This window comes from Neobacillus drentensis (assembly GCF_021560175.1).
Taxonomy (GTDB): domain Bacteria; phylum Bacillota; class Bacilli; order Bacillales; family Cytobacillaceae; genus Neobacillus; species Neobacillus drentensis_A.
Genome location: NZ_CP091110.1, coordinates 5,330,298 through 5,346,517 on the forward strand (window position 1 = coordinate 5,330,298; position 16,220 = coordinate 5,346,517).

General features: G+C 41.0%; 16 protein-coding genes and 1 tRNA gene. 1 reads left to right on the forward strand and 16 read right to left on the reverse strand.

Annotated features, from left to right (window positions below):
- Positions 1-895 precede the first annotated feature (895 nt).
- From secG to L1999_RS25440, 11 genes are all read right to left on the reverse strand, one after another.
- Positions 896-1,129 (reverse strand): preprotein translocase subunit SecG, encoded by a 234-nt coding sequence (gene secG / locus L1999_RS25390; protein ID WP_215045112.1) that lies wholly within the window; start codon positions 1,127-1,129, stop codon positions 896-898.
- 101 nt (positions 1,130-1,230) lie between these two features.
- On the reverse strand, positions 1,231-1,776 hold the full coding sequence (locus L1999_RS25395; protein WP_235741061.1) for a DUF6241 domain-containing protein: 546 nt from the start codon (positions 1,774-1,776) through the stop codon (positions 1,231-1,233).
- Between the two features lie 134 nt (positions 1,777-1,910).
- Complete coding sequence (gene eno / locus L1999_RS25400; RefSeq protein ID WP_235741062.1) at positions 1,911-3,209, reverse strand: phosphopyruvate hydratase; 1,299 nt, start codon at positions 3,207-3,209, stop codon at positions 1,911-1,913.
- Between the two features lie 27 nt (positions 3,210-3,236).
- Positions 3,237-4,769, reverse strand: a complete 1,533-nt coding sequence (gene gpmI, locus L1999_RS25405) for a 2,3-bisphosphoglycerate-independent phosphoglycerate mutase (RefSeq protein ID WP_235741063.1) — start codon at positions 4,767-4,769, stop codon at positions 3,237-3,239.
- Positions 4,762-5,523, reverse strand: a complete 762-nt coding sequence (gene tpiA, locus L1999_RS25410; protein WP_235741064.1) for a triose-phosphate isomerase — start codon at positions 5,521-5,523, stop codon at positions 4,762-4,764. The genes gpmI and tpiA overlap by 8 nt, the downstream gene beginning before the upstream one ends.
- A gap of 129 nt (positions 5,524-5,652) precedes the next feature.
- On the reverse strand, positions 5,653-6,837 hold the full coding sequence (locus tag L1999_RS25415) for a phosphoglycerate kinase (protein WP_235741065.1): 1,185 nt from the start codon (positions 6,835-6,837) through the stop codon (positions 5,653-5,655).
- Positions 6,838-6,964: 127 nt separating this feature from the next.
- Positions 6,965-7,972 (reverse strand): type I glyceraldehyde-3-phosphate dehydrogenase, encoded by a 1,008-nt coding sequence (gene gap, locus L1999_RS25420; protein ID WP_215045103.1) that lies wholly within the window; start codon positions 7,970-7,972, stop codon positions 6,965-6,967.
- 49 nt (positions 7,973-8,021) lie between these two features.
- Complete coding sequence (locus L1999_RS25425) at positions 8,022-9,044, reverse strand: sugar-binding transcriptional regulator (protein ID WP_235741066.1); 1,023 nt, start codon at positions 9,042-9,044, stop codon at positions 8,022-8,024.
- 142 nt (positions 9,045-9,186) lie between these two features.
- Positions 9,187-9,429 (reverse strand): glutaredoxin family protein, encoded by a 243-nt coding sequence (locus L1999_RS25430; protein ID WP_235741067.1) that lies wholly within the window; start codon positions 9,427-9,429, stop codon positions 9,187-9,189.
- Positions 9,430-9,449: 20 nt separating this feature from the next.
- The gene (gene rpoN / locus L1999_RS25435) at positions 9,450-10,769 is read right to left on the reverse strand and encodes an RNA polymerase factor sigma-54 (RefSeq protein ID WP_235744465.1); all 1,320 of its coding nucleotides are present in this window, start codon (positions 10,767-10,769) and stop codon (positions 9,450-9,452) included.
- 214 nt (positions 10,770-10,983) lie between these two features.
- Positions 10,984-11,055, reverse strand: a tRNA-Arg gene (locus L1999_RS25440).
- Between the two features lie 206 nt (positions 11,056-11,261).
- Between L1999_RS25440 and clpP the strand changes: the two genes are divergently transcribed.
- Positions 11,262-11,867 carry an ATP-dependent Clp endopeptidase proteolytic subunit ClpP gene (gene clpP, locus L1999_RS25445; protein ID WP_235741068.1) on the forward strand — a complete coding sequence of 202 codons (606 nt, stop codon included), beginning with the start codon at positions 11,262-11,264 and terminating at the stop codon, positions 11,865-11,867.
- A gap of 329 nt (positions 11,868-12,196) precedes the next feature.
- Here the strand turns inward: clpP and L1999_RS25450 are convergent, their stop codons facing one another.
- From L1999_RS25450 to L1999_RS25470, 5 genes are read right to left on the reverse strand one after another with little or no spacing between them, the layout of a single operon-like run.
- On the reverse strand, positions 12,197-12,454 hold the full coding sequence (locus L1999_RS25450) for an HPr family phosphocarrier protein (RefSeq protein WP_215045095.1): 258 nt from the start codon (positions 12,452-12,454) through the stop codon (positions 12,197-12,199).
- A gap of 49 nt (positions 12,455-12,503) precedes the next feature.
- Positions 12,504-13,463 carry a DNA-binding protein WhiA gene (gene whiA, locus L1999_RS25455; RefSeq protein ID WP_235741069.1) on the reverse strand — a complete coding sequence of 320 codons (960 nt, stop codon included), beginning with the start codon at positions 13,461-13,463 and terminating at the stop codon, positions 12,504-12,506.
- A 59-nt stretch (positions 13,464-13,522) separates the two neighbouring features.
- Complete coding sequence (locus tag L1999_RS25460; RefSeq protein ID WP_235741070.1) at positions 13,523-14,509, reverse strand: gluconeogenesis factor YvcK family protein; 987 nt, start codon at positions 14,507-14,509, stop codon at positions 13,523-13,525.
- Complete coding sequence (gene rapZ / locus L1999_RS25465) at positions 14,506-15,399, reverse strand: RNase adapter RapZ (RefSeq protein WP_235741071.1); 894 nt, start codon at positions 15,397-15,399, stop codon at positions 14,506-14,508. The genes L1999_RS25460 and rapZ overlap by 4 nt, the downstream gene beginning before the upstream one ends.
- Positions 15,400-15,417: 18 nt before the next feature.
- The gene (locus L1999_RS25470) at positions 15,418-15,876 is read right to left on the reverse strand and encodes an NUDIX hydrolase (protein ID WP_235741072.1); all 459 of its coding nucleotides are present in this window, start codon (positions 15,874-15,876) and stop codon (positions 15,418-15,420) included.
- Positions 15,877-16,220: the final 344 nt, after the last annotated feature.

The window sequence follows — 16,220 nt, forward strand, 5'->3', positions numbered from 1 at the left end:
ATTCCAGAAAAAAGCCTTGTAGTGTGTTATCAAAATGAATGGCTGGAGAATGTGGGGGTGGGGATTCTTTGTTTGTTTTGATTAATTCCGTTGGTTTGTGAAATAATTCCGCGGACTTAGACGTTATTTCCGTGTGATTTTTAATTAATTCCGTGGGGATTTCAATTAATTCCGTGGGTTTCTGAATTATTTCCGCGAACTCCTCATTTGGGGCATGCTCTAACCTGGGATTCCGTATACTTTTGGATTAATTCCGCTAACTTGAACGTTTTTTCCGTATGATTTCTAATTAATTCCGTACGTTCTTCCATTATTTCCGTGGATTTCTGAATTATTTCTGCGAACTCCTTTAGTAGAGGCATGCCTCCACCTAAGATTCCGTGTACTTTTGGATTAATTCCGCGAACTCGATCGTTTTTTCCGTATATTTCTAATTAATTCCGTACGTTCTCCAATTAATTCCGTGGATTTCTGAATTAATTCCGCAAAGTCCCCATTACAGGCTTTCTCCAACCTTGAATTCCGGGTACTAATGGATTAATTCCGCGAACTTGATCGTTATTTCCGTACGATTTCTAATTAATTCCGTACGTTCTTCCATTAATTCCGTGAGTTTCTGAATTTTTTCCGCAAACTTCCCATTACAGGCATGCTCCAACCTTGAATTCCGTGTACTTTTGGATTAATTCCGCGGACTTGATCGTTTTTTCCGTATGATTTCTAATTAATTCCGTACGTTCTCCAATTAATTCCGTGGGTTCCTGAATTAATTCCGCAAACAGGCTCGCACCAGCCTATCATTCCACGTATCTCTTGATTAATTCCGCCTTCACCCAGCAAATCCCCAAATAAAAAACAAAAAACCCAGCACAACGACTAGGTTTGGATGTTTACATTAAATTTTAAAATAAGTAACCGCAAGGGCAAGCAGGAAAAATAATACGGATAATACAACCGTAATCCGGTGTAAGATCAAGTCCATTCCTCGTGCCTTTTGCTTACCGAATAAAGTTTCAGCACCGCCAGAAATGGCACCAGATAAGCCAGCACTCTTACCAGACTGTAGTAAAACAACTGCAATAAGAGCAATACTAACGATAACTAATAATGTTACGACTAATGCATGCATGTAAGCCACCTCCTGTTAGACGTACAGTTCACAGTATATTAAATTTACCATACAATTTCCCTTTAGACAATAGTCGTTATTGTGACAAGCTACCGTAAACCTTATCGTTTAACCTTAAAATTTTCTTCAATATACGCCTTCTCCTCTTCCACCGATAAAATCCCCACTGCCTTGCCTATGGTTCCGCCTTGCAAATTCCAGATTCTGTTATGATCCTTATCCACAGCTGAAAAATCTCCTTTAGACCAGCGCTCTAAAATGTCTATGTATACAGAGGAATTGGCATAGTGATTGGCATTCTTTTGTACTACTTTTAAAAGTTGATTGACACGACCGGGTGTCAGCGGGATTGCCCCCCACTTCTTACTGGCCTCCACTTTTTGATGAGACATTTTATGAATCGCATCCATGACTTCATCTTCTGTCATATTCATAGGAAAGTCCTTTTCAATTTCTTTGCTGGCCGGGTCATCGATTTTAATCGCTGATTGACCATCCTTTGATGTTTGCACCATTACCGTGACAGGTTTCTTTTGAAAAGGAAGTGAACCTGTCGTTTGATAATAAGAAAAGATACCCAAGACCATAACTGCAATCATAATCATCACACGCTGTGCCCATGATAGTTGTTTGAAATAGTTTTTCATCGCTTTACCCCAATCCCTATCGCAAGTTGTTTATTGTATTATTAAACACAACCTTGCGATTTCCCTGCTTGACATTTTCAGGAATTAAAAAAGCCCCCGTTCAACGAGGAACGAGGGCTTACACTTATATAGAATTACTTCTTCAAGTTATAGAAAGATTTTAGGCCGTTGTATTGAGCTGTTTCAGCCAATTGATCTTCGATTCGAAGTAATTGGTTGTACTTCGCTACACGGTCAGTACGTGAAGGAGCACCAGTCTTGATTTGACCAGCATTTGTTGCAACAGCGATATCAGCGATTGTGCTGTCTTCTGTTTCACCAGAGCGGTGAGAGATAACTGCTGTGTAACCTGCACGCTTAGCCATTTCAATTGCATCAAAGGTTTCAGTTAATGTACCGATTTGGTTAACTTTGATAAGGATAGAGTTGCCGATTGATTTTTCAATACCTTCAGCAAGCTTCTTAGTGTTAGTTACGAATAAATCATCACCAACTAATTGAACTTTTTTGCCAAGACGCTCAGTTAAAAGCTTGTGGCCTTCCCAGTCGTTCTCATCTAAGCCGTCTTCGATTGAGATGATTGGGTATTTAGAAGAAAGCTCTTCGTACCAGTCAACCATTTCAGCAGATGTTTTAACAACACCTTCACCAGAAAGATGGTATTTACCGTCTTCTTTGTTGTAGAACTCAGAAGATGCAGCATCCATTGCTAGGAATACTTCTTGACCTGGCTTGTAACCAGCTTTTTCGATCGCTTCTACGATTGTTTGAAGTGCTTCTTCGTTTGATCCTAGGTTTGGAGCAAATCCGCCTTCATCACCAACTGCAGTGTTTAAGCCTTTGCCTTTTAATACAGAACGTAATGTATGGAAGATTTCAGCGCCCATGCGAAGTGCTTCTTTGAAGTTTGGAGCACCAACAGGCATGATCATGAATTCTTGAATATCTACGTTGTTATCAGCGTGCTCGCCACCGTTCACGATGTTCATCATTGGAACTGGAAGCTGCTTCGCATTGAAACCGCCAAGGTATTGGTACAAAGGTACGCCAAGGTAGTCAGCAGCAGCACGAGCTACAGCAAGAGAAACACCTAGGATTGCATTTGCACCTAATTTACCTTTGTTTTCAGTACCATCTAATTCGATCAACGCGCGGTCTACTGCTACTTGATCAAGAACACTTAATTCTTCTTGTACAAGGTGTGGAGCAATAATTGTGTTTACATTCTCAACCGCTTTAAGAACACCTTTACCAAGGTAACGTTCTTTGTCGCCGTCACGAAGTTCAACTGCTTCGTATTCACCAGTTGAAGCACCACTTGGGACTAAAGCGCGGCCGAATGCGCCAGAATCAGTTGTTACTTCTACTTCGATCGTTGGGTTACCGCGGGAATCTAATACTTCACGAGCGTATACATCTAAAATATATGGCATTTAATTTCTCTCCTTAAAAAGAATAATTTATTTGATTAATGAAGTTCCAGTCATTTCAGCTGGTTTTTCCACCTTTAATAAGTCTAACATGGTTGGCGCTAAGTCACCAAGAATACCGCCATCACGGAGTTCAACACCCTGCTTTGTGACAATCACTGGTACCGGGTTCGTAGTGTGCGCAGTCATTGGCTCACCTTCAAGTGTTATCACTTCGTCGGCATTACCGTGGTCAGCTGTAATAATGGCTGTTCCGCCTTTTTCAAGGATTAAATCGACAATTTTACCTAAGCATTCATCAACGGTTTCAATCGCTTTAACGGTAGGTTCTAGCATTCCTGAGTGTCCAACCATGTCTGGGTTAGCAAAGTTCAACAGGATGGCATCAAACTTATCATTTTGGATTTCATTCATTAATGCATCCGTTACTTCATAAGCACTCATTTCTGGCTGAAGGTCATAGGTTGCAACCTTTGGAGAATTGATTAAAATTCGTTCTTCTCCAGGGAATTTCGCCTCACGTCCGCCGCTCATAAAGAACGTGACATGCGGATATTTTTCCGTTTCAGCAATTCTTAGCTGCTTTAAGTTATTTTGAGAAAGGACTTCACCTATTGTGTTGTCTAAGTTTGTTGGCTTAAATGCAACATAACCATCAACCGATTCACTGAAGTGTGTTAAGCAGACAAAGAATAGATGCTTTGGATGCTTTGGTCCGCGGTCAAAATCACGGAAATCTTCATTTGTGAATGTATTTGAGATTTGAATAGCACGGTCCGGACGGAAGTTATAGAAAATAACAGCATCATTGTCCTGAATGGTAGCCACTGGCTGTCCATCTTCTTTTGTAATCACAGATGGAATGACAAATTCATCAAAAATTCCGTGCTCATAAGAATCCTTTACAACGTCAAGCGGATTGGTATAGGCAGGTCCTTCACCATAAACCATCGAGCGATATGATTTTTCAACGCGCTCCCAACGCTTGTCACGGTCCATGGAATAATAGCGCCCGGAGATCGTTGCGAATTCACCAACGCCATACTCCTTCATTTTGTCCAGTGTTTGCTGAATATATGACTCAGCTGTTTTTGGACCAACATCACGGCCATCTAGGAATGAATGGACATAAACCTTTTCCACGCCTTCTTCTTTTGCCAATTTTAATAAGGCAAACATATGCTGAATATGGCTATGCACACCGCCATCTGATAATAAACCAAATAGGTGCAGCGCTGTGCCGTTCTTTTTCACATGTTCCATTGCGCCCGTAAAGGTTTCATTTTTTTCAAATTCGCCTTCACGGATTGCAATATTTACACGCGTTAAGCTTTGGTATACAATCCGGCCAGCTCCAATATTTAAGTGACCAACCTCAGAGTTACCCATTTGTCCTTCTGGAAGACCAACCGCCTCACCAGATGCGGTTAAATGGGAATGCGGATAATTGTCCCAAAAACGGTCGAAGTTTGGCTTTTTCGCATGAGCCACTGCATTTCCTTTTGTTTCGCTTCTGCATCCAAATCCATCAAGGATGATTAGCGCAACTGGAGATTTACTCATACTGACCTGCCTCCAGTAGCTTTAAGAATGATTGTGCTTCAAGGCTTGCTCCGCCTACTAATGCACCATCAATATCTGGCTGTCCCATGTATTCTTTGATGTTCTCTGGTTTTACACTGCCGCCGTACTGAATGCGTACTGCATCGGCAACATCTTGTGAGAATTGCTCTGCCACAACTTGACGGATATGAGCACAAACTTCATTCGCATCAGCAGAAGTAGAAGATTTACCTGTTCCGATTGCCCAGATTGGTTCGTAAGCAATAACAGATTGTTTTACTTGCTCATCTGTGAAACCAGCAAGTGCTTTTGCGATTTGGTCACCAACTAATTGGTTGGTTTCACCATTTTCACGCTGCTCTAGTGTTTCACCACAGCAAATGATTGGAGTTAAGTTATAGTTAAACGCTGCAAGAGCTTTTTTGTTAACAGATTCGTCTGTTTCGTTGAACATTTCACGGCGCTCTGAGTGTCCGATAATGACATATTGAACACCTAGGTCAGCAAGTGCCTTCGGGCTGATTTCGCCAGTGAATGCTCCGCTTTCTTCAAAGTGCATATTTTGAGCACCAATTTTTACGTTCGTACCTTCTGTTACTTCGACAAGGCTTTGTAAAAATAAAGCCGGTGCACAAATAACGGATTCCATTGTATCAGTTGGAGGTACAAGCCCTTTTACTTCTTCTGCAAAGCTTTTTGCTTCAGAAAGGGTTTTGTTCATTTTCCAGTTCCCTGCAATGATCGGTTTACGCATGGTGGCACATCCTTTCATAATTACGTTCGTCGCCAATTATTACTATCTATCAAAAAATGGTTAATATCTATCGTAACTTTGTAAATATAGTAAAAAATTTGTTACTATCTCATTTCCTGAGTGTGAAACTTATTTATCGTTCAATGCCACGACACCAGGAAGTGCTTTACCTTCCATAAACTCAAGAGAAGCTCCGCCGCCTGTAGAGATATGGCTCATTTTGTCCGCTAAGTTGAACTTTTCAACTGCAGCTGCTGAGTCTCCGCCGCCGATAACGGAATATGTACCTTCTGATTCAGCAAGTGCTTCTGCCACAGCTTTTGTACCGCCAGCAAATGCATCAATTTCAAATACGCCCATTGGACCATTCCAGATCACAAGCTTTGAATTTCTGATCACATCACTATAAATTTCTCTTGTTTTTGGTCCGATATCAAGAGCTTCCCAATCAGCAGGGATTTCTTCGATCGAAACAACTTTTTTATTGGCATCAGCAGAGAAATCGTCAGCTACTACCACATCAACCGGCATAAGGAAGTTAACACCTTTTTGTTTTGCTTTTTCAATAAAAGAATTCGCAAGATCAAGCTTATCTGCTTCTAGCAATGATTTACCCACTTCATGGCCTTGAGCTTTAACAAATGTATAAGCCAAACCGCCGCCGATGATTAGGTTATCAACTAGTTCAAGCAGGTTTTCGATTACACCGATTTTGTCCTTTACTTTCGCACCACCGATGATCGCTGTAAAAGGACGTTCAGGGTTTGATAGAGCTTTGCCAAGCACATCAAGTTCTTTTTCCATTAAGAAACCTGAAACTGCTGGCAGGTTGTGAGCAATACCTTCTGTTGAAGCATGGGCACGGTGAGCCGCACCAAATGCGTCGTTTACATAAACATCAGCAAGTTCAGCGAATGCTTTTGCTAATTCAGGGTCATTTTTCTCTTCACCAGGATAGAAACGAACATTTTCAAGAAGAAGAACATCGCCTTCGCCCATTGTATCAATCATGGCTTTAACAGAATCGCCATATGCCTCATCCGCTTTTTTCACTTCTTTGCCAAGCAGCTCAGAAAGTCTTACACCAACAGGAGTAAGGCGCATTTCTTCGACCACTTGCCCTTTTGGACGGCCAAAGTGGCTGGCTAAAATAACCTTTGCTCCTTGTTCCATCAAGTATTGAATCGTTGGTAATGCTGCGCGAATCCGTGTTTCGTCTGTGATTTTTCCATCCTGCATGGGAACGTTAAAATCTACGCGGCAAAAAACGCGTTTGCCTTTTACATCGATATCCTTAAGTGTTTTCTTGTTCATGTGTAAAGGACCTCCAGTATATGCGGTGTCATGACAGCCGCTTGAATATTGTTGAAAGCTCATAAAGTAAAAAAGGAGGGGGAATCTTCCCCGCTCCCCTTTGGAAAACATTATATAATCTTAAGGATTAAAGTCCTTTTGATGCGATGTAATCTACAAGGTCTACAACGCGGTTAGAGTAACCAACTTCGTTGTCATACCAAGATAATACTTTTACCATGTTGCCTTCAAGAACCATTGTTGAAAGACCATCAACAGTTGAAGAAACAGTAGCACCATTGTAATCGCTAGATACTAATGGAAGGTCGCTGTAAGCTAAAATGCCTTTTAATGGGCCTTCTGCAGCAGCTTTAAGCGCTGAGTTAACTTCGTCAGCAGTAACGTCTTTTTCTAGTTCAGCAACTAAGTCAACGATCGAAACGTTTGGAGTTGGAACACGCATTGCCATACCGTTTAATTTACCTTTTAATTCAGGTAATACAAGCGCAACAGCTTTAGCAGCACCAGTTGAAGTTGGGATCATGTTTTCTGCAGCTGCACGTGCACGACGGTAGTCCTTATGTGGCAAGTCAAGGATTTGTTGGTCATTTGTATATGAGTGAACAGTTGTCATCATACCACGCTTGATTCCGAAAGTATCGTTTAATACTTTTGCAAATGGAGCTAAGCAGTTAGTAGTACATGATGCGTTAGAAAGTACATGGTGGTTGTTTGCATCATACTTGTCTTGGTTAACACCCATAACGATTGTGATATCTTCATTATCTGCTGGAGCAGAGATGATTACTTTTTTAGCGCCTGCTTCTAAGTGTTTCGCAGCATCTTCACGCTTTGTGAAACGGCCAGTTGATTCAACAACAACTTCTACTCCTAGGTCGCCCCAGCCAAGTTGTGCAGGATCGCGCTCAGCGATAACTTTTACTTTGTGGCTGCCGATTACTAGGTATTCACCATCAACGGTTACTTCTTCAGAAAGAGTTCCGTGAACAGTGTCATATTTTAATAGGTGTGCAAGCATTTTTGCGTCTGTTAAGTCGTTAATTGCAACGATTTCTACATTGCTATTGTTTAGAGCCGCACGGAATACGTTACGACCAATACGTCCAAATCCATTAATACCAACTTTTACTGTCATGATTAATTTCCTCCTTTGGTTGGGTAAAGCTATATTTTTTTAAAAGGAATTACCCTTTCAATAACGTTTTTGCTGCACCTTCATCGGTAATAAGAATCGTCGATTTCGGTGCTTGTTTTAAATAGGCCTTTATTGCCTTAGCTTTTGATGTCCCGCCTGCAACCGCAATTACATTAGGGATATGCTCTAGATCTTCGAGCTGAAGCCCAATTGTTAGAACCTTATGGACAATCTCGCCCTCTTCGTTAAAATAATACCCAAATGCCTCGCCAACAGCCTTCCCTTCTTCAAGTTTCATCTTAATATCAGGGTTGGTTTTTCGCCGCTCAGCCATTGTAATAGCATCTCCAATTCCATGGAGAACCATGCTGGCTGATTGAATTAAAGTTAAGACCTCGTGGATATCGGGCTCTTTGATCAGAGATTCGTAAATTTCCGAACTAACCTGACCTGGAACATATAAAACTCGGTGCCGGGAATCAGTGTTGTCTGCCATATTCGAGCAAATCGTGTTTGCCTGATTATGTACATCTTCACCAACCCCTCCCCTTGCCGGAACAAACAGTAATTCCTTTTGGGTTAAATCGGGTGAAAGTCTTTCCGCAACGGCAGCCATTGTTGAACCGCCAGTTACAGCGATGATATTTTTCCCGCCTAGAAGCTTTTTCATACAAGATGCAGTAGCCTTGCCGAGTTCACCTTTGACCAACGATGATTCGTCACTGTCACCAGGGACAATAATCACCTTTTTAATGCCGAGCCGGTGTTTTAATTCTAGTTCCATGACGTCTATACCCTTTAGCTCACGCATTAAACCTTCTAAATCTTCAAGTAAATTTTTCCCTTCCGTCGTTAAACTCATTCCTACATTATTAGTATGAATAAGATTTTGCTCTTTAAGGAAGTCTACTTCACTGCGAAGTATTCTTTCGGTAAGCCCAAGGCTGACAGCTAAGCTCCTTCTTCCTACTGGCTGCATGTATCCTATGTATCGTAAAATGGTGTGTCGCTTCTGCAGGATTTGAAGGAGATCGGGTAATAATCTTTTTTGGATATCAATAAATGACTGCATGAACTGCATGCTCCTTTATTATATGTAGTTGGTCGTAAAATGTCCACCATAGACAAATTATGTCCCACCTACGCTAAAAAAAATCACCCCTACTACGTTTTTCATTGTAACAGGAGTAAAATTTCATTTCAACTCATTTACTTCAGTTTTTTTCTTGTAAACGATTACTTATGTCAATTTTGTCAACAAAGCCAAATCCCACTTCTTCTCCGTCTAAATGAACAACCGGAATCATGAGACCATAAAGTTCTGTTAATTCATCACTTGAGTCAATATCAATTTCTTCAAGGCGAAACTTCCAGTCCTCTTGCAATTCTAAAATAGTATTTTTCGCTTTGTCACAGAGCGGACAGCGATTTCTAGTATATAAGGTGATTGTTTGCATTTCTTTTTTCCTTTCCTTGCTTACACAAACCGTTTCCTTTTTGTTGACGATGGAATTCCTAGCTGCTCCCGGTACTTAGCCACGGTTCTTCGTGAAACTAGGATTCCCTTTTGCCTCTTCAGCAGTTCAACCATCTCTTGGTCCGATAGCGGTTTTTCCTTATTTTCCTGGGCCACCAAGAAACCAATTTCATTCTTTACCAGTGTGGAAGATGTACTCTCATCGTCTGAGGTTTGAATCGTACTAGTAAAAAAAGTTTTTAATGGATAGGTGCCTATTGGTGTTTGCACATATTTTTCCCGGACAGCCCGGCTGACGGTAGATTCATGAATTTCAAGTTCACTGGCGATTTCTTTCATTGTCATGGGCACTAAATATTGGCTTCCCTTTTGAAAAAAGGCCGGTTGTTTTTCTACAATCTTGGCTACTACCTTTGTAAGAGTTTCTTTCCGTTGTTCAATACTTTTTAAGATCCATTGGTAGTCTTGGACTTTATCCTGCAGGAAACGGCTGACCTGCTGATTTTGTTTATGAAACTTTTGATAATAAGGCTCATTAAAGCGAATCCGCGGCAGAGATTCATCAAACATTCGAACCGTTAATCCCTCACTGGTTTGCTCAATAATCGCATCGGGAATAATATAGGTGGTTCGCTCCTGATGGAGTAATGCACCAGGTTTTGGGTTGAGCTGCTGGATTTCATCAAAGACATCTTGCAGATCCTTCAAGCTCACACCTAATTCTTTTGCAATCGGCTTCCACTTTTTTTCAGCAAAGGGAATAAAGTATGTTGATAGAATCGTTTGCGCTAGTTCGTTGTTTGGATTTTTATAATAACATTGCAAAGCTAAACATTCTTGCAAATCTCTTGCCCCAATGCCAGCCGGCTCGAGTGTTTGAATAATCGCGAGGCAGTCCTCAATGGATTCTAACTCTACGTGCAATTTTAGGGCAATTTCAGAAAGACTCCCCGTAAAGTAACCGTTTTCATCTATATTTTTGATCAAGTGCCGAATCACTTTCATTTGCTCAGCCGTTAAGTTTTTAATGTTAAGTTGAGAGAGTAAGTATTCCTCAAGCGAAAAGGGCTTGTCTGCAATCTGTTCAATCCAGTCCTTTTCCGACTTTTGATGCTTCCGACGGTTACGATCGATCAACGGATTCATCGGTTTAACATTCACATTTTCGACTTTAAGGAGAGGATTTTCCAATGCCTTATCTTCTAAAAATGCAGCCAGCTCCTGGGCAGAGTACTGCAATAAGGCGATTGCCTGCGACAACTCCTGCGTCATGGTTAATTTTAATGTTTGCTGCTGCCATAAACCCGGTTTTAAATCCATCATGTTCACCCCTCCTTTTCTATTTTACACGATGAGTGGATATCCGTGTTAAATTATTAGAAGATTTAATCAAACCAAAAAAAGGAACCTTAATTTTTAAAGTTCATTCTAACCTTTTTATTTTATTTTCTTACCATAGTTTTTTTGCTTCCTAATAGTGAACAAAAAAAATATCACTGCGTATAAAACGCAGTGATATCATGAATTATTATGACGCGCTCGGAGGGAATCGAACCCCCATTTTAAGAACCGGAATCTTACGTGCTATCCGTTGCACCACGAGCGCATAATTATTAGCGACTTTTATATTATATGTTAAATCCTCAATAATTGCAAGCGGCAAATAGGTTTTAAATTTACGAGAAATGGTTATCCTGTTGATGGGAAAGTTGTCGAACATTTTAGAAGGCAAACTGTTTGACCTTTATTGACCATCAGTGTATGATACTATTACATAAGCTTTTACCTTTTCTAATCAAAGGAGGAAGAAAAATGAATTTGATTCCTACAGTTATTGAACAAACAAATCGCGGCGAAAGAGCCTATGACATTTACTCCCGTCTCTTAAAAGACCGGATTATTATGCTAGGAAGCGCAATCGATGACAATGTAGCTAACAGCATTGTAGCACAATTATTATTCCTTGAAGCAGAAAACCCTGAAAAAGATATTACTCTCTATATCAACAGCCCAGGCGGAAGCATCACAGCTGGAATGGCAATTTACGATACTATGCAGTACATTAAAGCAGATGTATCAACCGTATGTATCGGTATGGCCGCTTCAATGGGAGCATTCTTGCTTTCTGCCGGACAAAAAGGAAAACGCTATGCACTTCCAAATGCAGAAGTGATGATCCATCAGCCACTAGGCGGCGCGCAAGGTCAAGCAACGGAAATAGAAATTGCAGCAAAACGCATTCTTTTCCTTCGCGAAAAATTAAATGGTATTTTAGCAGAGCGCACTGGTCAGCCGCTTGAAGTCATTCAACGCGATACAGACCGTGATAATTTCATGACTGCTGAAAGAGCTAAAGAATACGGCCTTATCGACAGCATCATCACTCGCAAACCTACTGATACAACAGAGAAAAAATAAAAGCAAAGCAACCGTCATCACGTCGGTTGCTTTATTTTTTTTTGACTATGTTAAAGGTGATTGTTGAGTTTTAGCACGTTGATTGGAGTGGAAGGCGGCGAAGACTCCTCGAAAATGCTATCGCATTTCCTTCGTGCGTGGGCGGATTCGAGGATGAAAATCCAAAGTCTTGCGGGAGTACGGGGAGGGGAGACCCCACAGGCGCAAGTGCGCCGAGGAGGCTCCCCGGCACGCCCGCAGAAAGCGAAGCCGCCTGGAGCGGAAATCACATTCAAGATTAACACAGTTTCCAATAAAAAAGGATTCAGCCTGTGCCGAATCCTTTTTTATTACTGTTCTTTTTGAATAAAATCTGATAACACCACAATAGCTTTCTCTTCATCTTCGCCATCGGCAATGATATTAATTAAAACCCCTGAACCAACAGCAAGACTCATTAATCCCATAATACTTTTCGCATTTACCTTCTTGCCATCCTTCTCAAGAAAAATATCTGCGGAAAACCGATTTGCTTCTTGAACAAAAAGAGCTGCAGGACGTGCTTGAAGACCTGTTTTTAATTTTACTTCTATTTCTTTTACCAACATAATAATTCCTCCTCAAGTTGTTTTATTATACTTGTTAAATATTACACAATTAAAAACTGTGAGTATGTGACGTTATTTCTCCAATACGGAGCTTGTCAGCAATCTCATCGATTTTTCTTAAACGGTGATTAATTCCGGATTTACTAATGGTACCACCGGAAACCATTTCCCCTAATTCCTTCAGCGTGACATCAGGATATTGAACACGGAGCTCCGCGATCTCCCTCAGCTTATCAGGTAAAACTTGAAGGCCAATGGTTGAGTCAATAAAGCGGATGTTTTCCACCTGTCTGATCGATGCACCAATCGTTTTATTTAGATTGGCTGTTTCACAGTTTACTAAGCGATTAACGGAGTTTCGCATGTCCCTGACGATCCTTACATCCTCAAAACGAAGCAGGGCATTATGGGCACCCACGATATTGAGAAATTCGGTAATCTTCTCAGCTTCCTTTAAGTAGGTGATAAATCCTTTTTTACGTTCAAGGGTCTTACTATTCAATCCAAATGTATTCATTAATTCGCATAAAGAATCATTATGTTCTTTATAGAGCGAAGCAATTTCCAAGTGATAGGAAGAAGTCTCCGGATTATTGACCGAGCCGCCAGCGAGAAATGCACCTCGTAAATAAGAACGCTTACAACACTTCTTCTTGATCAAATCCGGCGAAATATCATGAATAAAGGTAAAACCTTCACCAAGTATTTTCGTATCCTCTAAAATTTCCTTAGCCTGCTCAGCTAAGCGCACAATGTAAACATTGTTTTTTTTCAAGCGCATCTTTTTTCGAACTAAAAGCTCTACCTGCACTTGATAGCTTTTTTTTAATAATGTATAGATTCTTCTGGCAATCGCCGCATTTTCGGTTTGAATATCGACAACTAACTTACGATTCGAAAAGGAAAGGGAACCATTCATACGAATCAATGCTGATAGCTCAGAAAGATTACAGCAAGTTTTCACTTCCAAGTTAGTTAATTCTTTTTTGGTCTCCGAAGCGAAAGACATCCCCTCACCACCTTATTAAACTGAATGGAACAAATGTTTAAACTTAATTGTACTACTTATTACGATTCATATCGCTTTTTAGTTTCATCAACCAGTAAATTATATAAAATTTTTGCGACCTTTTTCGGGTCATGCCTTAATGCCCCATTTTCCTGATAAGCAATATCCGCATGAACGACTTCAAGACCGAGTTCAGATAGTCTTGGTAAATCGTATTGGACAGGGTCTGCCAATTCTTCATTATAGCGTAGTTGAATATCAGGCGGTATTTCTTCATTATTGACGAGTATGGTATTGATAAAGGCACAGTTCATATGATCATAGATGGCCTTTACGTGATCACTCGCTGTAAAGCCATGCGTTTCTCCGGCCTGTGTCATCAAATTGCAGATATAAACCTTTTTCGCAAGGGAGTGGCACACCTCATCACCTAAGCGCGGTACAAGGAGATTCGGTAAAATACTCGTATACAGACTTCCTGGTCCGATAATAATTAAATCAGCCTGTCGAATGGCTTGAATCGACTCCGGCAAGGGCCGGATACTGCTTTTGGAGGTGAGATAAACCTTTTTAATTTTTTTCCCTGAGTAAGGGATTTTTGATTCACCCGAAACGATGGCACCGTCCTCCATCTCAGCATGTAAGACAACGCTTTGGTTCGCTGCCGGCAAGACCTTACCACGTACATTTAAGATTTTGCTCATTTCCTGAATCGCATGGACAAAGTTACCTGTAATCGAGGTCATCGCGGCCAGAATTAAATTACCAAGCGAGTGACCGGATAATTCATTCGCCGTTTTAAAGCGATGCTGAAACATCTCCTCAACGAGCGGTTCAACATCTGACAGTGAGGCTAACACATTGCGTATGTCGCCTGGAGGCGGTATATGCAAATTCTCGCGCAAACGGCCCGAGCTGCCACCGTCATCCGCCACTGTCACGATGGCGGTGATATCAACAGGATACTGTTTCAATCCACGTAGCAAAACAGGTAATCCTGTTCCACCGCCAATTACGACAATGCGAGGCTGTCCTAACTCTCTCATGTTGTTTTTTCCTTTCTCCTCTCAATGTCACGATGAGAAACAACCGTTTTATAATCGTTTTGGAAAAAACGGCCGATATTTTCAGCTAAAGCAACGGAACGGTGCTGTCCGCCTGTACAGCCAATCGCAATGACAAGCTGCGCTTTTCCTTCTCTCTTATAATGCGGAAGCATAAAGCTGAGCAAATCGGTTACCTTTTCCAAAAACTTTTGGGTCTCATTCCATTTTAAAACGTAATTGGAAACCTCTTCATCCAACCCTGTTTTTGGCCGCATATGTTCAATATAATGAGGATTCGGCAAAAAACGTACATCAAAAACGAGATCAGCATCGATAGGGATTCCATATTTAAACCCAAACGACATGACATTGACAGTAAACATTAATTGTTTATTTGTCGTAAATTCAGTTAATATTTTCTCACGCAGTTCACGCGGTTTCATCTGGGATGTATTGTAAACTAACTGTGCTCTGCCTTTTAACTCTTCTAGCAATTCTCTCTCTAATGTAATTCCTTCAAGCGGAAGTCCAGTTGGCGCAAGCGGATGGGTCCGTCTCGTCTCTTTATATCGGCGCACCAAGGTAGCATCATCTGAATCTAAAAATAAAATCTGTGGAGTTACCCAAGAGGTCTCTGCCAGTTCATCTAATCCTTTAAATAGATGGTCAAAGAATTCTCTGCCGCGCAGGTCCATGACAAGAGCAACTTTATTCATTTTATTCCCAGATTCCTTCATAAGTTCAAGAAATTTAGGCAGGAGCGTAGGAGGTAAATTATCCACACAGAAGAATCCCAAATCTTCAAAGCTTTGAATGGCCACTGTTTTTCCAGCCCCAGACATTCCCGTTATAATGACCATCTGGGTTTCGCTTGTCGAACCGGTACTCATAGTCATTCCCCCTATTCTTTAACTTGGATCTAATCGATAACTAATTAATTCAAAATCACTTGTATAGGTAAACGTGCCATAAATGATTCCTTTACCATGGATCATATAATCAATGATATGTAGATCTCCCGCTGCCATCGGCAAACCTTTTATCTGGTCAACCGGCTGCCAGGCAAGCTTGCCTTCTTCTGACTCATCTAGATCAAGACCGTCAGAATCGGTTGCCACAAACGTAAACATCATCCACTCGGACAACAGCTCGTCGGCATCCTTCATAATCATTGTAAAAATTCCTTTTAATTGTGGATTTTTCAAATAGATGCCCGTTTCTTCGCGAAACTCCCGAATACAGGAATCGCGAACCGACTCACCCGGTTCCATTTTTCCGCCCGGTGCCACCCACCAGCCGCGGCGCGGTTTTTGCAGTAGTAATACTTGATTATTTCTGATTAACACACAATTGGTTACCCGCTGCACATTTTTCACCTCTTTAGAAGCGCACATACGTCGCTGACGCAAGTTGAAAATTTTAGAAAGAACAAGCACCAGGATAGGAGCTTGGATGATTAAAATTAATTTATTCTTTTCATTATACTATTTTTAGGAAACCGCCACAATGAATACAAATTTGTTATTTTTGTTAAATAGGAAAAGCGGAAGCGCCCTGGTCAACGGCGTATGGCCTGGAACGCTTGGAGTGGAAGCTGGACAGGTCTCAAATTACGGCACAAAAAAAGAGCACAAGCTGCTGGGCCTGTGCAGAAAGGTATATATTTTAAAGGGGGTCAATTTCCTTTATCATACACCATCTATATTTCACT

Coding starts and splice junctions, on each gene's coding strand:
- secG (WP_215045112.1), bottom strand. CDS start 1,129: ATGCATGCATTAGTCGTAACATTATTAGTTATCGTTAGTATTGCTCTT.
- L1999_RS25395 (WP_235741061.1), bottom strand. CDS start 1,776: ATGAAAAACTATTTCAAACAACTATCATGGGCACAGCGTGTGATGATT.
- eno (WP_235741062.1), bottom strand. CDS start 3,209: ATGCCATATATTTTAGATGTATACGCTCGTGAAGTATTAGATTCCCGC.
- gpmI (WP_235741063.1), bottom strand. CDS start 4,769: ATGAGTAAATCTCCAGTTGCGCTAATCATCCTTGATGGATTTGGATGC.
- tpiA (WP_235741064.1), bottom strand. CDS start 5,523: ATGCGTAAACCGATCATTGCAGGGAACTGGAAAATGAACAAAACCCTT.
- L1999_RS25415 (WP_235741065.1), bottom strand. CDS start 6,837: ATGAACAAGAAAACACTTAAGGATATCGATGTAAAAGGCAAACGCGTT.
- gap (WP_215045103.1), bottom strand. CDS start 7,972: ATGACAGTAAAAGTTGGTATTAATGGATTTGGACGTATTGGTCGTAAC.
- L1999_RS25425 (WP_235741066.1), bottom strand. CDS start 9,044: ATGCAGTCATTTATTGATATCCAAAAAAGATTATTACCCGATCTCCTT.
- L1999_RS25430 (WP_235741067.1), bottom strand. CDS start 9,429: ATGCAAACAATCACCTTATATACTAGAAATCGCTGTCCGCTCTGTGAC.
- rpoN (WP_235744465.1), bottom strand. CDS start 10,769: ATGGATTTAAAACCGGGTTTATGGCAGCAGCAAACATTAAAATTAACC.
- clpP (WP_235741068.1), top strand. CDS start 11,262: ATGAATTTGATTCCTACAGTTATTGAACAAACAAATCGCGGCGAAAGA.
- L1999_RS25450 (WP_215045095.1), bottom strand. CDS start 12,454: ATGTTGGTAAAAGAAATAGAAGTAAAATTAAAAACAGGTCTTCAAGCA.
- whiA (WP_235741069.1), bottom strand. CDS start 13,463: ATGTCTTTCGCTTCGGAGACCAAAAAAGAATTAACTAACTTGGAAGTG.
- L1999_RS25460 (WP_235741070.1), bottom strand. CDS start 14,509: ATGAGAGAGTTAGGACAGCCTCGCATTGTCGTAATTGGCGGTGGAACA.
- rapZ (WP_235741071.1), bottom strand. CDS start 15,399: ATGAGTACCGGTTCGACAAGCGAAACCCAGATGGTCATTATAACGGGA.